The 19,186-nt window shown below is 65.0% G+C and carries 15 protein-coding genes; 11 read left to right on the plus strand and 4 right to left on the minus strand.

Features of this window, described 5'->3' with window-relative positions; genetic code table 11:
- The first annotated feature begins 239 nt into the window (after nt 1-239).
- From LPW39_RS00040 to LPW39_RS00080, 9 genes are all read left to right on the plus strand, one after another.
- Entirely contained in the window at nt 240-959 is a 720-nt protein-coding gene (locus LPW39_RS00040; protein WP_230770379.1) for a DUF4197 domain-containing protein, read from the plus strand.
- Nucleotides 960-962: 3 nt separating this feature from the next.
- Nucleotides 963-1,367 (plus strand): YchJ family protein, encoded by a 405-nt coding sequence (locus LPW39_RS00045; RefSeq protein WP_230770380.1) that lies wholly within the window; start codon nt 963-965, stop codon nt 1,365-1,367.
- A gap of 31 nt (nt 1,368-1,398) precedes the next feature.
- Complete coding sequence (locus LPW39_RS00050) at nt 1,399-2,094, plus strand: HAD family hydrolase (RefSeq protein WP_230770381.1); 696 nt, start codon at nt 1,399-1,401, stop codon at nt 2,092-2,094.
- Between the two features lie 101 nt (nt 2,095-2,195).
- The gene (locus tag LPW39_RS00055; protein ID WP_230770382.1) at nt 2,196-3,830 is read left to right on the plus strand and encodes a GMC family oxidoreductase; all 1,635 of its coding nucleotides are present in this window, start codon (nt 2,196-2,198) and stop codon (nt 3,828-3,830) included.
- Between the two features lie 142 nt (nt 3,831-3,972).
- A complete protein-coding gene (locus LPW39_RS00060) occupies nt 3,973-5,166 on the plus strand; it encodes an ABC transporter substrate-binding protein (protein WP_133857014.1) in 1,194 nt (397 codons plus the stop codon).
- A gap of 81 nt (nt 5,167-5,247) precedes the next feature.
- Entirely contained in the window at nt 5,248-6,168 is a 921-nt protein-coding gene (locus LPW39_RS00065) for a branched-chain amino acid ABC transporter permease (RefSeq protein ID WP_133857013.1), read from the plus strand.
- Entirely contained in the window at nt 6,168-7,988 is a 1,821-nt protein-coding gene (locus LPW39_RS00070; RefSeq protein ID WP_230770383.1) for a branched-chain amino acid ABC transporter ATP-binding protein/permease, read from the plus strand. The genes LPW39_RS00065 and LPW39_RS00070 overlap by 1 nt, the downstream gene beginning before the upstream one ends.
- Nucleotides 7,981-8,712: an ABC transporter ATP-binding protein gene (locus LPW39_RS00075; protein WP_043338144.1), complete on the plus strand. Its 732-nt coding sequence runs from the start codon at nt 7,981-7,983 to the stop codon at nt 8,710-8,712. Before LPW39_RS00070 ends, LPW39_RS00075 begins: the two co-directional genes overlap by 8 nt.
- Complete coding sequence (locus LPW39_RS00080) at nt 8,709-10,325, plus strand: GMC family oxidoreductase (protein WP_230770384.1); 1,617 nt, start codon at nt 8,709-8,711, stop codon at nt 10,323-10,325. Before LPW39_RS00075 ends, LPW39_RS00080 begins: the two co-directional genes overlap by 4 nt.
- 42 nt (nt 10,326-10,367) lie before the next feature.
- Here the strand turns inward: LPW39_RS00080 and LPW39_RS00085 are convergent, their stop codons facing one another.
- From LPW39_RS00085 to LPW39_RS00095, 3 genes are all read right to left on the minus strand, one after another.
- Complete coding sequence (locus LPW39_RS00085) at nt 10,368-11,996, minus strand: AMP-binding protein (RefSeq protein WP_230770385.1); 1,629 nt, start codon at nt 11,994-11,996, stop codon at nt 10,368-10,370.
- 22 nt (nt 11,997-12,018) lie between these two features.
- On the minus strand, nt 12,019-12,699 hold the full coding sequence (locus LPW39_RS00090; RefSeq protein ID WP_230770386.1) for a glutathione S-transferase family protein: 681 nt from the start codon (nt 12,697-12,699) through the stop codon (nt 12,019-12,021).
- A 118-nt stretch (nt 12,700-12,817) separates the two neighbouring features.
- A complete protein-coding gene (locus tag LPW39_RS00095) occupies nt 12,818-13,861 on the minus strand; it encodes an AraC family transcriptional regulator (RefSeq protein WP_230770387.1) in 1,044 nt (347 codons plus the stop codon).
- A 152-nt stretch (nt 13,862-14,013) separates the two neighbouring features.
- Between LPW39_RS00095 and LPW39_RS00100 the strand changes: the two genes are divergently transcribed.
- Nucleotides 14,014-15,726, plus strand: coding sequence for an AMP-binding protein (locus LPW39_RS00100; protein WP_230770388.1), 1,713 nt, complete (start codon nt 14,014-14,016; stop codon nt 15,724-15,726).
- Between the two features lie 39 nt (nt 15,727-15,765).
- On the opposite strand, the gene LPW39_RS00105 is transcribed toward LPW39_RS00100, so the two are convergent.
- Nucleotides 15,766-17,493 (minus strand): Na+/H+ antiporter, encoded by a 1,728-nt coding sequence (locus LPW39_RS00105; protein WP_230770390.1) that lies wholly within the window; start codon nt 17,491-17,493, stop codon nt 15,766-15,768.
- A gap of 82 nt (nt 17,494-17,575) precedes the next feature.
- On the opposite strand from LPW39_RS00105, the gene LPW39_RS00110 reads away from it, so the two are divergent.
- Nucleotides 17,576-19,183: a carboxyl transferase domain-containing protein gene (locus tag LPW39_RS00110; protein WP_230770391.1), complete on the plus strand. Its 1,608-nt coding sequence runs from the start codon at nt 17,576-17,578 to the stop codon at nt 19,181-19,183.
- Nucleotides 19,184-19,186 lie beyond the last annotated feature (3 nt).

Here is a 19,186-nt window from a genome sequence, read left to right on the forward strand (position 1 = left end):
TCGCGCCGATGATAGTGCGGATTCCCGTGTGAAAGTAGGTCATCGTCAGGCTTTTATACTGATCAACCCCTCTGCTACTACCGAGTAGAGGGGTTTTTCTTTTGCGCCGCGCTATCTCGCAGCCGGACCCTGCCTCCGGCTGACCCTCTTTTGCACTTCAGCGCGAGCAGGCAAGCACCTTGGTGCACGGCTGGATGGCGGTGTTTGGCACAATAGCTGTTTGTGTTTCAAGGACTGCCATGACAGAGCAAAGCTGTCTGCGCCAAGCGCAGCGCCGCCGTCTGCTGCATCTATTGGCGCTGCTGGGCGGTGCCGGTGCGGTATCTCCGGCTTTCGCGCTCTCGCTCGCCGATCTGACCCATGCCGATGCGAGCCAGGGCATCAAGGCTGCGCTGACCCAGGGTGCGCAGGTGGCAGTGTCCCAGTTGGGCCAGAACGGGGGCTTTTTCAACAACCCCCAGCTGCGCATTCCGCTGCCTGGCTATATGGGCGAGGCGGCCAAGATGATGCGCCGCTTTGGCCAGGGCCGCTATGTGGATGAGGTGGAGCAGGGCATCAACCGAGCGGCTGAGCTGGCAGTGCCTATGGGCAAGGATGTGCTGCTGGATGCCGTGCAGCGCATGACGCTGGACGATGCCAAGCGGATCCTGAGCGGCGGCGAGCATTCGGTGACCACCTTCTTCATGGAAAAAACACGCCAGCCTTTGACGCAGCGCTTTTTGCCGGTGGTGACCCAGGCGACGGGCCAGGTGGGTGTCGTGCAGCAGTACAACCAGCTGGTGGGCAAGGCATCGAGCTTTGGTGTGTCCAGCGATGCGCTGGACCTGAACCAGTATGTGACCGGCAAGACCCTAGATGGTTTGTACGCTGTGATTGGCGAACAGGAGCGCGCGATTCGCCAGAACCCGCTGGGCAGCGCCAATGCTGCCGTGCGCAAGGTCTTTGGAGCGCTGCGCTAAGCCATGGCGAAGAAACCCCAATCGCCTTCGCAGCCCACCTGCCCTTGTGAATCCGGTTCCGCCTACAGCGCCTGCTGCGGCCGCTTCATTGCCGATTTTGAAGGGGCGCCGGCACCGGACGCTGTGCACCTGATGCGGTCGCGTTACAGCGCCTTTGTGCTGGAAGAGCGTGCCTATCTGTTGGCCACCTGGCATTCCTCTACCCGCCCGTCGCAGCTGGATTTTGAGCCCCAGTGCCGCTGGCTGGGCTTGCAGGTGAAAGCCTTTGATCCGGTGGATGACAGCCATGCAGAGGTCGAATTTGTCGCCCGCTACAAGCTGCAAGGCAGGGCGGTGCGCCTGCATGAGCGCAGCCGCTTTGTACAGGAGCAAGGCCGCTGGTTTTATCTGGATGGTGAGCAATTCTGATCACCACCTGCCATTTTTCTAGGACCCTAAAATGAACCCCAATGCAGGCTTTGAGGCCATGCTGTTTGATTGCGATGGTGTGTTGGTGGACAGCGAAGTCATCACCAACCGGGTGCTGTGCACGATGCTCAACGAGGCGGGCTGGGTGCTGTCGTCCGAGGATTGCCTGCAGCTGTTCATCGGCAAGATGGTGCGCAGTCAAAAGGACTTGATCGAGGCCAACACCGGCAAGCCGCTGACCGATGCCTGGATGGAAGAGTTCTATGAGCGCCGCAATGTAGCGCTGGAGCAGGATGTCAAAGCCATCGAAGGCGCGGTGGAGGCCATCCAGGCCTTGCATGCCCAGTTCAAAGGGCAGATTGCCTGCGCCTCGGGTGCGGACCGCAAGAAGATCGTGATGCAGCTGCGCATTGCCGGCTTGCTGCCCTATTTTGAAGGGCGCATTTTCAGCGGCCATGAGATGCCACGCACCAAGCCTTTCCCGGATGTCTACCTGGCTGCCGCTGCCGCGCTGGGCGCTGATCCACAGCGCTGCCTGGTGATTGAAGACAGCGTGACCGGCACCCAGGCGGGTGTGGCGGCCGGCGCTACCGTGTGGGCCTACCACCCGCCAGCGCATGCGGTCTGCTCGCAGGCCGATCTGGTCGCAGCCGGTGCCAGCCAGTTCTTTGAACACATGGCCGATCTGCCCCAGCGCGTGGCCCGCGCATCGGCCCTGGCCGCCTGAGCAAACCTGGCCACCTCCTTGCAAAGAGGCGGACACTGAAGCGACAGGCCTGATGCCAGGCTGCACCTAGACTTTTCGTCTGGTTGCCACCTGGAGTTGTTATGGGGCCTGTGCATGAGTGGGATGCAGCGTTTGACTTCATCATTGTCGGTGCCGGCATGGCCGGCTGCATCCTTGCCAACCGCCTGAGTGAATCGGGCCGCTTCCAGGTCTGTCTGCTGGAGGCCGGCCCAGCCGATCACCACCCCTACATCCATATCCCCGCCGGCTTTATCAAGGTCGGCTACAACCCGCGCTACACCTGGCCCTTCAAGACCGCGCCCGATGCCGCCACCATGGGCCGCCAGGTGGTCGCGCAGCTGGGCCGCACCCTGGGCGGCTCCAGCGCCGTCAACGGTTTCAACTATGTGCGCGGCCAGGCCCAGGACTACGATGACTGGGCGGCGCAGGGCGCCACCGGCTGGTCCTATGACGAGGTGCTGCCGTACTTCAAGCGCTCGGAGCGGCGCCTGGCCATCTGCGATGTGAACTACCGGGGGCTGGAAGGCGAATTGCCGATCACCGACTGTGACTGGCGCCACCCGCTGTGCGATGCCTTTATCGCCGGTGCCGCCAGCCAGGGCATTCCCTCGGGCAAGGACTACAACGCGGGCAAGCAAGAGGGCGCTGGCTATTACCAGCGCTGGATCCACCGGGGCTGGCGGGTCAGTGCCGCCAAGGCCTTTTTGCGTCCGGCCAAGGGGCGCGCCAATCTGCGCGTGGTCACCCGCGCCCAGGTCAGCCGCCTGGTGGTGGAGGGCACGCGTGTTACCGGTGTGGAATACGCGGCCGAGCCCGGCGGCCCGCTGCGGCGCCTGCAGGCCGGCCGCGAGGTGGTGGTGGCGGCCGGTGCCATCAACTCGCCCAAGCTGCTCAACCTGTCCGGCCTGGGCGATGCACAGCGTTTGCAGGGCCTGGGCATTGCCGTACAGCAGCACCTGCCGGGTGTGGGCCAGGGCCTGCAAGACCATATGATGCTGCGCTCCATCGTGCGGGTGCAGAACGCGCCGACCTTGAACACCACCGCCCGGGGCTGGCGGCTCTGGGGCCAGGTGGCGCGCTGGATGGCGAACAAGCCCAGCATTCTGGCCATCAGCCCTTCGGTGGCTTATGCGTTCTCATCGGCGCAAACGGCCGGTGGGCGGGCAGATTTTCAGTTCCATTTCTCCCCCGGCAGCTATGCCTCCGGCATTGCCGGCCAGCTCGATGACTTTCCTGGCATGACCTTGGGCTTTTACCAGCTGCGTCCCCAAAGCAAGGGCCATGTGCGCCTGGCCTCGGCCCATGCCTGGGACAGCCCGGTGATCCAGCCGCACTACCTGCACCATGAGGCCGACCAGCGCCTGGTGGTGGAGGGCCTGCGCCAGGCCCGGCGCCTGCTGCACAGCGCCGCCTTGGCGCCCTATGTGGCCAGTGACGAGGCGCCGTCCGCCCAGTTGCAATCGGACGAGGAACTGCTGCAGTTTGCCCGCGAGCGCGGCAGTACGGCCTGGCATTTCATGGGTACCTGCCGCATGGGAGCGGCCGGCGATGGCCAGTCCGTAGTCGACCCCCAACTGCGCGTGCATGGCATGGCCGGGTTGCGGGTGGCCGATGCCTCGGTGATGCCGGCCATGCCCTCGGGCAACACCGGTGCGCCGACGATGATGGTGGCCGAAAAGGCCGCCGATCTGCTGCTTGCTGCGCATCGCGACTAAGGGGTTGTAGTTACGAAATCTTACCTAGGAGAAACCCAGAAGAGCGTTTGCGGCATCCGCCGCTATATTGAAGAAGACAAGGGCCTCGTGCGTGCGAGAGAGGTTCAGCAAGAGATTTTGACAACAAAGCAAGGAGACAAACATGTACAAGGTCGTCTATCGTTTGACGCAGGCTGCGGCGTTGGTTACCAGCGCTTTTGCCTTTTCGGCACAGGCCCAGGACATCAAGATCGGCTACACCGCCGACCAATCGGCCAGCGGCGTGGCCGAGCTGGGCATTTCCGGCCGTTGGGGTTTTGAAGCCGCTATCGAGGACATCAACAAGGCGGGCGGCATCATGGGCCGCAAGCTGGTGGGCGTCATCCGTGACGACCAGGGCACACCGCCCAAGGCCATCCAGACCGTGCAGGAGCTGATCGACAGCGAAAAGGTCAGCGGCATCGTCGGCCCGGCCAACTCCGGCAATGCGCTGGCCTGGCTGCATATTCCGCAGCAAAAGAAGGTGCCGGTGATCGTGCCTATCGGTACCGCCACCGAAATCACCACGCGCTACGCCAAAGAGCCGCAGAACTACCTTTACCGCATCTCGATGGTGGACCGCGAGCAGGTCGCCTTGCTGGGCGCCTATGCCGTCAAGGCCTCGAAGGACAAGAAGATCGCCATCCTGGCGGACTCCACCGGCTACGGCCAGGGCGGCATCAAGGATGCGACCGAGATTCTGGCGCTGCACGGCGTCAAACCCGTGGCGGTCGAAAAGTACGGTCCCAAGGACACGGACATGACCTCGCAGCTCAACAAGATCAAGGCGGCGGGTGCGGACACCGTGATCATCTACGGCATTGCCGATGGCGCCGCCCAGGTGCTGCGCAGCATGGAGAAGATCAACTACATGCCCACGACCCTGGGCACCTGGGGCAATCTGAGCTCGCTGCTGCCCAAGATGGCGGGCACCAAGCTGGCCGAGCACCTGATCATGGCCGCCTCGACGACCGAAGACACCTCCGCCAAGACCAAGGCCCTGGGCCAGCGCGTGCGCGTGAACTTCCCGACCCTGACCACCTTCCCCTGCGCCGCCCAGGCCTATGACTCGGTGATGCTGCTGGCCGCTGCGATGAAGCAGGCCAACAGCACCGATGGCGAGAAGGTCGCCGCTGCGCTGGAAAACCTGAACAGCACCGAGGGCGTGATCAAGACCTATGACAAGCCCTTCAGCAAGACCAACCATGAAGGCCTGAGCGTGAGCGACTTCTACCTCGCCCGCTGGAAGGGCAGCGATGTGGTGCGCTTTGAAGACAGCGTCTACAAGTCGCTGACGCCCGCGGATCTGAAGAAGTAAGGCATCGACTCGTCAGGCCTGCGCCCGCCCCATGCGGTCCGCAGGCCTGGTTTTTTTAGCGGCAATGTGTCTGGGGTGCGTATGCTGGATTCGATACTGCAGGCGGTCTTTAGCGGGCTGGCCTTGGGAAGTATTTATGCCTTGGTGGCGGTGGGCTTCAACATCACCTTCAACACCACCAAGACCTTGAATTTTGGCCAGGGCGAGTTCCTGGTCGCGGGCGCGTTTGTCGCGGTGTCGGTGCTGCTGCTGCTCGCCGGCAAGAACATCACCGACAGCCTGGTGCCCGCCGATGTCAGCCTGTGGCGCTATGTGCTCAGCCTGCTGGGCACGATGGCCGTTCTGGCGCTGCTGGGCCTGCTGCTGTACTACGCGGCCGTGCGGCCCTTTGTGGGGCGCGGCGGCATGGCCTGGGTGATGAGCACCATCGGCTTTGGCATCATCATCCAGAACACGGCGCTGGCCATCTGGGGCCCTGCGCCGCTGGTGATGCCCTCGCCGCTGGGCAGCGAGGTGCTGCGCATCGGCAATGCCGGTGTGTTGCCGCAAGAGGTGCTGGTACTGGTCTGCAGCGTGGCTGTGTTGTTGGCGCTCGATTATGTGATGCGCCACACCCGCATCGGCAAGGCCGTGCGCGCCGTGGCGCAAAGCGGCAGCGCCGCTACCTTGATGGGCATCAATGTGACGGCCATCGTCGTGCTGGCCTTTGTCATCAGTTCCAGCCTGGCGGGCCTGGCCGGTTTGCTGATTGCGCCCATCACCACGGCATCGGTCTTCATGGGCATGAGCCTGGCGCTCAAGGCCTTCTCGTCCGCGATTCTGGGTGGGCTGACCAGCCCACGCGGCTGCATGCTGGGCGGCTTTGTGCTGGGCCTGATTGAAGCGTTGGTGGGCCTGTGGCAGGCGGAGATGCGCGAGATCAGCATCTTCTTGCTGATCATCGTGGTGCTGGTGGTGCGGCCCCAGGGCCTGCTGGGCCAGAAGATCGTGGAGAAAGTCTGATGAACAGCGAGATCAAGCACTACGGCTGGCTGGCCCTGGTGGCGGCGCTGGTGGCCGCCATCCCGCTGATGACCAGCAACGACTTCTACCTGCGCATCGTCTTTCTGATCGGGGTGAACTACATCGCTGCCTCGGGCCTGAATGTGCTGGTGAACTACACCGGCCAGAAATCGCTGGGCCATGCCGGCCTGTTTGCGGTGGGCGCCTATGCGGTGGCCCTGCTCACCACCCGCTGGGGCTGGAACCCCTGGGCCGCGTTTGCAATGGCCGGCGTGCTGGCCGGCCTGTTTGGCGTGGTGATTGCACTGCCGGCGCTGCGGGTCAAGGGCCCGGCGCTGGCGATGGTGACCATTGGCTTTGGCATTGTCGTCGAGAAGGTGGTCTCGGAATGGCAGGATGTGTTTGCCGGCCAGCAGGGCATCTATGGCGTGGTGCCCTTGAAGCTGGGCGACCAGATGTTTGCGTCCTCGCACTGGGTCTGGTTTGTGCTGGCCCTGTGCGTGGTGCTGCATATCATGTTCCGCCACCTGCTGGCGGGGCGCTTTGGCCGCGCCTTCATGGCCGTCAACACCGCCGAGGTGGCGGCCGAGAGCGTGGGCGTCAGCGTCTACAAGTTCAAGGTGCTGGCCTTTGTCATCAGCGCCTTTACCTGCGGCATTGCCGGCGCGCTGATCACGCAGCAGAACCAGTACATCAACTCCGACTTCATCACCTTCAACCTGTCGGTGTTCTTCCTGCTGGTGGTGCTGTTTGGCGGTAACTCCGTCTACGGGCCACTGCTGGGTGCGGTGGTGCTGACCTTGCTCGATTCGCTGCTGTCGCGCTGGCCGGGCGTGCAGCATTTCACCTATGGTGCGCTGTTGCTGTTTGCGCTGTATGCCATGCCCAATGGCCTGGCAGGCACCTTGCGCAGCTTGGCGCGCAAATACGCACCGGGCCTGCTGCCCACGCCGCAGCTGCCGCAGGATCTGCCGGCCTGGCAGCTCAAATCGGCCGCGCCGCTGGCCAGCACCGGTGCCGAAGGCTTGCTGGACGGTCGCGGCATCTACAAGGCCTATGGTGGCGTGGTGCCCACCAATGAGGTGGATCTCTGCATCAAGCCCGGCCATGTGCATTCGCTGATCGGGCCCAATGGCGCGGGCAAGACCACCTTGCTTAACATCCTCTCGGGCATTGTGGTGCCCGAGCGCGGCTCCATCCAGTTTGCGGGGCAGAGCATTGTGGGTGTCTCACCCAACCGGATCGCCCGCATGGGCCTGGGCCGTACCTTCCAGAACCTGCGGCTGTTCAGCGACATGACGGTGCTCGACAACGTCAAGGTCGGCTTGCATGCGCATATCCAGGCGGGCTTCTTTGCCAGCCTGATAGGGGTGGGCAAGGCCCGGCGCGCCGAGCTGGCTGCGCGTGATGAAGCCTTGCAGATCCTCGACCGCCTGCAGCTGCGCGACAAGGCGCTGCATACCGCAGGCAGCCTGCCTTATGGGCTGCAGCGCCGGCTGGAGCTGGCGCGCGCGCTGGCCACCCACCCGCGTTTGCTGCTGCTCGATGAGCCGGCCGCCGGCCTCAACCCGCAGGAGACGCAGGAGCTGATCCAGGTGATTGCGCGCATCCGCGATCTGGGCATCACCGTGCTGCTGATCGAGCACCACATGGACCTGGTGATGGCCGTGTCCGACCACGTGATCGTGCTCGACTACGGCCAGAAGATTGCCGAAGGCACGCCCCAGCAGGTGCAAAGCAATCCGCGCGTGATTGCCGCCTACCTGGGCAGCGACGATGAAACCGAGGACGAAGCGATGAACGGAGGCACCCATGCCTGAGCAAACACCATTGCTGCGTGTCGAGGCGCTGGAGCTGCACTACGGTGCCGTGCAGGCGCTCAAAGGGGTGTCGCTGCAGGTGCATGCCGGTGAGGTGGTCACCATCATCGGTGGCAATGGCGCGGGCAAGAGCACCTTGATGAAAGCCATCTCGGGCCTGGAGCCCACAGCAGCGGGCCGCATCGAGTTTCTGGGCCAGGACATCACCCGCATGCCCGGCCACCTGCGCGTGCCCTTTGGCATTGCCCAGTCGCCCGAAGGCCGCCAGGTGTTTGCCGACCAGAGCGTGCATGACAACCTGCTGCTGGGCGCCTACCACCGCAAGGATGGCGCCGCCGCGATTGCTGCCGATGTGGAGCAGCAGTTCAACACCTTCCCCCGGCTGCGGGAGCGCCGTGCGCAGATGGCCGGCACCATGTCGGGCGGCGAGCAGCAGATGCTGGCCATTGCGCGTGCGCTGATGTCGCGGCCCAAGCTGCTGCTGCTTGATGAGCCCTCGCTGGGCCTGGCGCCGCTGATCGTCAAGGAGATCTTTGCGATCGTGCGCCAGCTCAAGGCGCAGGGGGTGACCATCTTGCTGGTCGAGCAGATGGCCAACCAAGCGCTGGCGGTGGCCGACCGCGCCTATGTGCTGGAGACCGGCCACTTCACCTTGCAGGGCGCCGCTGCCGATTTGCGGCGCGACCCCAAGGTGCGTGCCGCGTACCTGGGAGCCCATGCATGAGCGCGCCGGCAGCTGACAGTTTTGACTATGTGGTGGTCGGCAGCGGCGCGGCCGGGGCCATCGTCGCCGCCCGTTTGGGCGAGGACCCGGCGCTGCGCATCTGCGTGCTTGAGGCCGGCCCGCCCGACCACCGGCCCTACCTCAAGCTGCCGGCCGGTTTCATCAAGGTGATCTTCAACCCGGCGGTGGCCTGGCAGTTCAGCTCCGAGCCGACCGAGCGCACCGGCGGCCGGCGCATTCCGCTGCCCCAGGGCAAGACCTTGGGCGGCTCCACCTCCATCAATGGCCTGGTCTACAACCGGGGCCAGCGCGAGGATTTCGACGGCTGGGCGGCGCAGGGCAATGCCGGTTGGTCCTATGACGAGGTGCTGCCGTATTTCCAGCGCAGCGAGCATTTTGTCGATGGCGGCGATCCGGCACTGCGCGGCCACAACGGCCCGCTCAAGGTCAGCCTGCCGCACTGGCCGCACCCGATTTGCGAGGCCTTTCTGGACGGCGCCGCCGAGCAGGGACTGGCGCGCAACCCGGACTACAACGGCGCCTACCAGCAGGGCGTGGGCTATTTCCAGCGCAGCATCTACAAGGGCTGGCGCATGAGCACGGCAGGCTGCTTTCTGCGCCCGGCTGTTCGGCGCGGCAACCTGGATGTGCGGACCCACGCGCAGGCACTGCGCATTCTGGTCGAGGGCGGCCGCGCCAGTGGTGTGGAGTACCTGCAGGACGGCGTGCGGCGCCAGGTGATGGCGCGGCGCGAGGTGGTCGTCAGCGCCGGCGCCATCAATACACCGAAGCTGCTGCAGCTGTCGGGCATTGGCGATGGCGAGCAGCTGCGTGCTTTGGGCATTGCCACCCAGGTGCACCTGCCCGGTGTGGGCCAGCACCTCAAGGACCATTTCTCGGTGCGGCTGGTCGCCTCGGTAAAGAACGCCACCACGATCAACGAACTGGCGCGTGTGCCACGCCTCTGGGGCCAGGCCTGGCAATGGCTGCGCGGCAAGCCCAATATTTTGCAGCTCAGCCCCTCGGTGGTGCACTGGTTCGCGGCCTCGCAGCCGGGGCTGGAGCGGCCCGATCTGCAAGGCGTGTTCTCCCCAGCCAGCTACCGCGAAGGCTATGTGGGCCAGCTCGATGTGTTTCCGGGTATGACCTGTGGCGTCTGGCAGCACCGGCCGCAAAGCATGGGCACGGTGCAACTGGCGTCAGCCGACCCACTGGCCGATCCAGTGGTGCAGCCGCGCTATCTGGCGGAAGAGGGCGACCGCCAGACCCTCATTCGTGGTGTGCGCCAGGCCCGGGCCTTGCTGCAGAGCCAGGCGCTGGCGCCCTACCGGGTGGACGAGGTCATGCCCGGGCCGCAGGTGCAGTCCGATGACGAGATTCTGGACTTTATCTACCGCTATGGTGTGTCGTCCTACCACCTCAACGGCACGGCGCGCATGGGGCCCAGGCCCGAGGCCGGTGCCGTTGTTGATTCCCAGCTGCGCGTGCACGGCCTTGAGGGGCTGCGGGTGATCGATGCCTCGGTGATGCCCGAGATCACCTCGGCCAACACCTGCGCGGCCACGATGATGATTGGCGAAAAGGGCGCAGACCTGCTGCGCCGCGCAGGCTAGACTCCCGGCCCGCCCTGCACCGCAGCAGCGGGCCCGGCGCTGTCAGCGCTTTTTATGCGCCCGCATGTCCAGCACCTGGGGCAGGCTGCGCACATCCTGGCCCGCCGCCAAGATCCGGTGCTTCTGGATCTTCTGGGTGCCGGTGGTGGGGATCTCATTGGTAAACCACCACCAGCCTGGCACTTTGTAATAGGCCATCTCCTGCTGGCAGAACGCAAAGAGCTCCTGGCAGATGGCAGTGCCGGGCGCCACACCTTCGCTCAGCACGATGCTGGCCAGCACCTCTTCTTCACGGATGTCATCGGGCGCGGCCAGCACGGCCACCTGGTGCACCTTGGGGTGGGACAGCAGCACGGCCTCTACCTCGGCGGCCGCAATGTTCTCGCCAGAGCGGCGGATGATGTTCTTGCGCCGGTCCATGAAGTGCAGCAGGCCATCGGGGTCCTGCACCACGACATCGCCGGTGTGGAACCAGCCGCCCTCCCAGGCCTTGGCGGTGGCCTCGGGGTTGTCCAGGTATTCGCTGAAAAAATGCTTGCGCGGGGTCTCGGCCGAGTGGCGCACCAGCATCTCGCCAGGCGTGCCGGGCGGCACTGGCTGGCCGCTCTCATCGGCCACCCGCACCTCCAGCCCCGGTGCACCCCGGCCGAAGGAGCGTGTGCCCACCTGGCGGTCGTGGCCATGGTCGGAGAGGGTGCGCACCACCTCGGTCATACCCCAAAGCTCGATCAGCGGAAAGCCAAAGCGCTGCTCGAAAGCGGCATGCAGCTGCGGCTCCACCCCGGCGCCATAGCCAAAGCGCACGCAGTGCTGTTTTTCCCAGTCGGACGGCGGCTGCTTGAGCAGCAGCGGAATGATCACGCCCAGGTAGTGGACGATGGTGGCACGGCTGCGGGCCACCTCTTCCCACCAGCGGCTGGGCTGAAAGCGGTCGGTCTGGATCTGGCAGCCGCCGCTCAGCAGCATGCAGTAGAACGACAGGATCGAGGCGTTGACATGGAACAGCGGCAGCGGGTTGAACAGGCGCTCGCGGCCTTCCTGGATCGACACATGGCCGGGGTGGGACGCATACCACTTGCCAGCGGCCAGCTCATAGGCATGCGACAGCACACAGCCCTTGGGCTGGCCGGTGGTGCCCGAGGTGTAGAGGATGCTCGCCGGCGTGTCGGCGCTCAGGCTGCCCGAGGGCTGCGAGCGCGCCGGTGGCAGCGTGATGGCGCTGCCATCTTGCGGATCGGTACAGACAAGGGCCGGCTGGTTGCGCGTGTCCTGCAAGGACTGCTGCAGCGCCTCCAGCCGCTCGGGCAGGCAGACGACCAGGTCCAGCTGCGCATGGTCGATCAGGTAGTTCAGCTCGCGGCGCTTGTAGTCGGGGTTGATGGGCACACAGCAGATGCCCAGGCTGTTCATTGCGAGCTTGTGCCAGAGGTGCTCGGGCCGGCTTTCCAGAAACAAGCCCACACGGTGGCCCACGCCATAGCCGGCCGCCTGGTAGCTCGCCTGCAGCCGCGCAATATGGGCGCCGGCCTGTGTGTAGCTGAACTCGCAGCCCTCGGGCAAATAACTGCGCTTGGGGTTGGCCGGCACCGCCAGCAGGCTGTGCTCGGGGTAGCGCGCAATGGCGGCCTGCAGTGCCTGGCCAATGGTGGTCTGGTCGGTGATGGCGATCATGTCGAGGGGCTTCCAGGCAAGGTCAGGGCCGGATCAACGGCGACGGAATGGGGTCGATCTGCTGGTCCAGCGCGGCCTGTTTTTCAGCCTCCAGGCTGCGCAGGAAGGCGGCACGCTGCTGCAGGTGCATCCAGTAGTGCTGGGTGGCCGGCCCCCATTGCGAGGACATGCCCAGGTAGTCCGACAGCATCAGCGCATAGCCAACGGCCACATCGGCGGCCGTGAAGCGGCCCGCGCAGAGGTAGGGTTGGTCGGCCGGCATGGCCTGGGCGGCGGTCTCCAGCGCGCGCAGCCGGCCCAGAAACCAGCGCTCATAGTCTTCGGCCACCTGGGGCTGGCGCCGCACGGCCGGCTCAAAAAAGTGGTAGCGCAGCACCAGGGTCTGCGGAAAGGTCAGGGTCGCATCGGACATGTGCAGCCAGTTCAGGTAGCTGCCGTAGGCGGCGTCGCTGGGCTGTACGTCCAGGCGCTGGGCGGGGTCGCGGCTGGCCAGGTACTGGCAGATGGCGGCGGACTCGGTCATGCGCGTGTCGCCATCGATCAGCAGCGGCACGGTGCCCAGCGGGTTGAGTGCCAGATAGTGCTTGGCCAGTGCGCGGGGCGGAAAGGGCAGCATCTGCAGCCGGTAGGGCAGGCCCAGCTCTTCCAGCATCCATAGCGCGCGGAACGAGCGCGCGCTCACACAGTGGTACAGCTCGATCACAGCAAGTCTCCATCCGATGTTGTGCCGCCATCTTGGCATGAATGGACGCGCGCGGCTGCCCTGCAGGTGTCAGGCAGGTTGCAAATCGGGCCGGCCTCAGGCCGACATCCGCTGCGCCTCAGGCCGGCGGGCGGGTGCTCTTGCGGTACTCGGCCGGGGACATGCCCATCCAGGTGCGGAAGGCGCGGATAAAGCTCTTGTCGTTGCTGAAGCCGGCCAGCTGCGCGATCTGCTTGATGGGCCGGTTGCTGCGGTGCAGCAGGGTCAGCGAGCGTTCGCGCCGCACCTCGTCCTTCAAGGCCTGCAGCGATGCGCCCTCGTCCTTGAGCTGGCGGTGCAGGGTGCGCAGCGACAGGTGCAGCTTGGCCGAGAGGCTGTCGGCGCTGTGCATGGCCGAGGGGTCGGCCGCCAGCAGCTGGCGCACGCGCTGCACCATCAGCCGGTCGCGCCGGTAGGGGCGTACGGTCAGTGGCAGCGCGCGCTGCAGCATGCGCTGCAAGGCCGCCTCATCGCGGGCAATCGGCAAGGCCAGGTAGCGCGCATCAAACTGCATGCGGGTGACCGGCGCGCCAAACTGCACATCGCCGGGGAAGAGCAGCGCATAGACATCGGCATGGGCTGGCGCCTCGAACGGAAAACTCACCTTGAACAGCGGCAGCGACGAATCGACAAACCAGCTCGACAGCCCATGCATATTGCGCAGCATGGACACTAGGCAGAACTCGCGCAGCTCGCCCAGGCCGGTGTGCTCAATGATCTCGACCGTGGCCGTCTCGCCCTGCACCTGCAGGCTGAGCGCCAGGTCATCGGTGAGCAGGCCGTGGTGGCGACACCAGCGCTTGAGTGCCACCCCCAGGTTGGGGCTGGTGAGCGAGGCGCGCGCCAGCATGCCATAGCTGCCCCAGGGCAGGCGGCGGCTGAACCAGCCCAGGGCCTCGTCGTCCAGCTCCTGCATGGCCGCATCGGAGAGGGTCTCGAACTGCAAGGCGGTGATGCCGGGGCCATCTTTTTCGACCGCCAAGGGATCGATTTGCGCCAATTGCAGCGCACGATCCGCACTCAGCCCCCGGTGCTGGTAGGCACGGGCGATCGCCCGGACAAAGGCCATGGGCGTGACTGCGGGGTGGTGCACGACGGCGGAGGAGGGCAGGGGTTTGGGCATGGAGGGTGGGGTTTAAATAGCGCCAAGCAGGGCCATTGTACTGGCGACATTTGCAACCATCCTGCCATCATTTGCGCGGCACGCTCGCGTATCCTGAATAGATAGGAAAAGGGCCGCCAACCAGACGGCTGGCGCGGCGGACAGGAGACACCATGAGCGAGACCAGATTGACCAGCAGCTATGCACGGGGCGCCAGCGAGCCGCGCCTGCTGAACAAGACCATCGGCCAGCAACTGAGCGAGACGGCCGCCCGCTTTGGCGCGCGTGATGCGCTCATCAGCCGCCACCAGGGCCTGCGCCTGAGCTACCAGCAGCTGCTGGAGCAATCGCAGCAACTGGCCAGCGCCTTGCTGCGCGCCGGCATTGCCAAGGGCGACCGGGTCGGCATCTGGTCGCACAATAATGTGGAATGGGTGCTGCTGCAGCTGGCCACCGCCCATGTGGGCATCATCCTGGTCAACATCAACCCGGCCTACCGCACCTCCGAGCTGGCCTATGCGCTGAACAAGGTGCAGTGCAAGGCGCTGTTCGTGATGGAGCGCTTCAAGACCAGCGACTACCTGGGCATGGTGCGCACGCTGGCGCCTGAGCTGGAAACCCAAGCCAGCGCTGCGCTGCAGATCGAGGCCCTGCCCGATCTGCGCCTGGTGGTCTGGATCGATGTCGCAGGCCAGGGCCAGGAGCAGCCGGGCATGCAGCGCTTCTCGCGCTTTATCGCCAGCGGTGAGGCAGCCGACCCGCAGGTCGCGCAGATCGGCGCCACCTTGACGCCTTACGACCCGATCAATATCCAGTTCACCAGTGGCACCACCGGCTTTCCCAAGGGCGCCACGCTGACCCACCGCAATATCGTCAACAACGGCTATTTCATTGGCGAGGCGATGCGCCTGACCGAAGAAGACCGGCTTTGCATCCCCGTGCCGCTCTACCACTGCTTTGGAATGGTGCTGGGCAATATGGCCTGCATGACGCATGGTGCGGCCATGGTCTACCCCAATGATGGCTTTGATGCGCTGACCGTGCTGGAGACGGTGCAGGCCGAGCGCTGCACCGGCCTGCATGGCGTGCCCACGATGTTCATCGCCGAGCTGGACCACCCGCGTTTTGCCGAGTTCGACCTGTCGAGCCTGCGCACCGGCATCATGGCCGGCTCGCCCTGCCCGATCGAGGTGATGAAGCGCGTGGTCAGCCAGATGCATCTGTCCGAGATCACCATCGCCTACGGCATGACCGAGACCAGCCCGGTCAGCTGCCAAAGCTCTACCGACACGCCGCTGGACAAGCGCGTGTCCACCGTCGGCAAGGTGCATCCGCACCTGGAGGTCAAGATCGTCAGCCCCGAGACCGGCGAGACCGTGGCCCCCGGCCAATCCGGTGAGCTCTGCACGCGCGGCTACTCGGTCATGCATGGCTACTGGGGCGACGAGGCCAAGACGCGCGAGGCCATCGATGGCGATGGCTGGATGCACACCGGCGACCTGGCCACGATGGATGCCGAAGGCTATGTGAACATCGTCGGCCGCATCAAGGACATGGTGATCCGGGGCGGCGAGAACATCTACCCGCGCGAGATCGAGGAGTTTCTCTACACCCACCCCCAGGTGCAGGATGTGCAGGTGGTGGGCGTGCCCGACAGCCGCTTTGGCGAGGAGCTCTGTGCCTGGGTCATCGTCAAGGCCGGCCAAAGCCTGGATGCCGAGGCACTGCGCAGCTACTGCAAGGGCCGGGTGGCCCATTACAAGGTGCCGCGCTATATCGAGTTTGTCGAGGCCTTCCCGATGACGGTGACCGGCAAGATCCAGAAGTTCAAGATCCGCGAGGCGATGATCGAATCGCTGAAGCTGGATGTGAGCAAGACCGCCTGAGACCGGCAGAGCGCCGCCATGCAGCACCCGCCTGAACGATCAATGCCCTTCCAGCTTGGCAGCTTGCTTGGCGGCGGCGCGGCGGGCCACTTCCAGGCGCTTGCGCAAGGTGATCTCGCTCAGGTCCAGCTCCTGGACCAGGCTGCGCAGCGATTCGTCGTTGATGCGGTTGTTGTGCCGCTCGGCGTAGATGGTGTGGCGCTCGACCTTGATGCAGTTGAGCCGCATCTCCAGCTCGGCCACATAGCGCAGGCGCCGCTCCTGCACGGCGTCGGGCGTGGCCAGGTCCTGCACCTCGGCGGTTTCGGGCGTGCGCTCTTCGTCGAGCAGGTCGATACGGTTGCGGTACTCGCGCGCAATCCGGCCTTCGATTTCATGCTGCTGGGCCTGCCATTCGGTGGGCTGCTGGGCGGCATCGTCGTCGCTCATCGCCAGGCTGTTGATCGCCGCGCGGCAGGCTGCAATGCGCGCCTGGCGCTCTTCGCGCACCGATTCGGGCTCGCTCACCGCCTGCACGCGGCGCAGCACCAGCGGCAGGCCGATGCTGCCGATCACCAGGGTGAACAAGATGGTGCCGGTGGCCAGAAAGATCAGCATGTCGCGTGCCGGAAACGGCTGGCCGTTGTTCAGCAGCAGCGGCACGGACAGCGCACCAGCCAAGGTGACCGCACCACGGATGCCCGCCAGGGTCGTGGCCAGGTTCAGCCAGAGATCGGGCTTTTTGACCAGCTTGCCGGTCTGGTGGGCCTTGTGCAGGCTGCGGCTGACGCCCAGCATCAGCCAGATCCAGCGCAGCGCCAGCAGCGCGATCGAGATGATGGCCACATAGCCCACCAGAATCCACCAGTCATGGCCGGCATCGCGCAAGGTCACGCCAATGATCGAGGGCAGCTGCAAGCCCAGCAGCAGGAAGATTGCGCCATTGAAGGCCGATTCGACCATGGCCCAGGTGCCGGCGGTCTGCATGCGCTCGGAGATGTAGTCGGCGCGGTTCAGGTCGCCAAAATTGGTGGCCACGCCGGCGGCCACGGCCGCCAGAATGCCGGAGACGCCAATCTTTTCGCCCAGCAGGTAGGCTGCAAAGGGCAGCAGCACCAGCAGCAGCACCATCTGGGTGGCGGCCACATCGCCCAGGCGGCGGGTGACGGTATCGCGCAGGTAGCTAAAGCCCCAGCCCACCGCAGCGCCCACGCCCAGGCCGCCCAGTGCGATCCACAGAAACTCCTGCGTGACCTGGGTCCAGGAGAACAGGCCGGTCAAGGTGGCGGCGATGGCAAATTTCAGCGCCACCAGGCCCGATGCATCATTGAGCAGCGACTCGCCTTCGAGCACATGCATGGTGTGGGCCGGCATGCCCAGGTTGCGCGTGATGGCCGAGACGGCCACCGCATCGGTGGGCGATATCACGGCGGCCAGTGCAAAGGCGACGGTCAGCGGGATCTCCGGAATCATCCAGTGGATCAGGTAGCCCAGGCCAATCACGGTAAACAGCACCAGGCCGAAGGCCAGCCGCAGAATAGGGCGGTACAGCGCAAAGAACTCGCGCTTGGGAATGCGCCAACCGTCGGCAAACAGCAGCGGCGGAATGAACAGCAGCATGAACAGGCCGGGGTCGAAATCGATATGCAGGCCTTTTTGCGGCCAGGACAGCGCAGCGCCCAGCATGATCTGGATCAGGGGCAGCGGAATGGCCCGGATGTAGCGCGCAATGATGCCGGTGACGGCACCGATCATCAGTACGAGCAGGACGGTTTCGACGGTGTGCATGGTGCGGATTCGTTTGGCAGCAGACTATTTTTAAAGAAAACGCGTTTCTGAACGGAACGCTAGAACATTGAAGAGGACAAGCATGAGCAAACTCGCAACCCAGCTGAATGCCCGGTCGGCAGATTTTCAGACCAATGCGCAAGCCATGCGCAGCATAGTGGAGGACCTGCGGGCCCAGTCTGCCAAGGTGGCGCAGGGCGGTGGTGAAGCCGCACGTGCCAAGCACCTGGGCCGGGGCAAACTGCTGCCGCGTGACCGCGTGCAGATGCTGCTGGACCCTGGCACGCCCTTTTTGGAGCTGGCGCCGCTGGCTGCGCTGAACATGTACAACAACGATGCACCGGGTGCGGGTTTGATCGCCGGCGTGGGCCGGGTCAGTGGCGTGGACTGCATGATCGTGTGCAATGATGCCACGGTCAAAGGTGGTACCTACTACCCGATGACGGTAAAAAAACATTTGCGCGCACAGGAAGTGGCGGCGCAAAACCGCCTGCCCTGCATTTACCTGGTCGATTCGGGCGGCGCCAACCTGCCCAACCAGGACGAGGTCTTCCCCGACCGCGAGCACTTCGGCCGCATCTTCTACAACCAGGCCAATATGTCGGCCCAGGGCATTGCGCAGATCGCCGTGGTCATGGGCTCCTGCACCGCCGGCGGCGCCTATGTGCCGGCGATGAGCGATGAGTCCATCATCGTGAAGAACCAGGGCACGATCTTTTTGGGCGGCCCACCGCTGGTGAAGGCCGCAACCGGCGAGGTGGTGAGCGCCGAAGACCTGGGCGGTGGCGATGTGCACACCCGCCTGTCCGGTGTGGCCGACCACCTGGCTGACAACGACACCCATGCGCTGGCGCTGGCCCGCAAGGCCGTGAGCCACCTGAACAAGGCCAAGCAGCCCAATGCGGCTGACAAGGCACCGCAGGCACCGGCCTACCCAGCCGATGAGCTGTATGGCGTGATCCCCGTCGATACGCGCAAGCCTTTCGACGTGCGCGAAATCATCGCCCGCATTGTCGATGGCAGCGATTTCGACGAGTTCAAGGCCCGCTTTGGCGCCACCCTGGTCTGCGGCTTTGCCCGGGTCGAGGGCATGGAGGTGGGCATCATCGCCAACAACGGCATTCTGTTCAGCGAGTCGGCCGTCAAGGGCGCGCACTTCATCGAGCTGTGCTGCCAGCGCAAGATTCCGCTGGTCTTCCTGCAGAACATCACCGGCTTCATGGTGGGCCGCAAGTACGAGAACGAGGGCATTGCCCGCCACGGCGCCAAGCTGGTGACGGCGGTGGCCACGGCCAGCGTGCCCAAGTTCACCATCATCATCGGTGGCAGTTTTGGCGCCGGCAACTACGGCATGTGCGGCCGGGCCTACAGCCCACGCTTCCTGTGGATGTGGCCGAACGCACGCATCAGCGTGATGGGCGGCGAGCAGGCGGCCAGCGTGCTGGCCACGGTCAAGCGGGATGGCATCGAGGGCCGGGGCGGCGCCTGGACGGCGGAGGAGGAAGAGGCCTTCAAGGCACCCATCCGCCAGCAGTACGAGGACCAGGGCCACCCCTACTACGCCTCGGCTCGCCTGTGGGATGACGGCGTCATCGACCCGGCCGATACCCGCCGCGTGCTGGCGCTGGGCCTGGCCGCCACGCGCAATGCACCGATCGAAGACACCAAGTTTGGCGTTTTCCGCATGTAATGC

It is taken from the genome of Comamonas koreensis, assembly GCF_021026195.1.
GTDB lineage: Bacteria > Pseudomonadota > Gammaproteobacteria > Burkholderiales > Burkholderiaceae_C > Comamonas > Comamonas koreensis.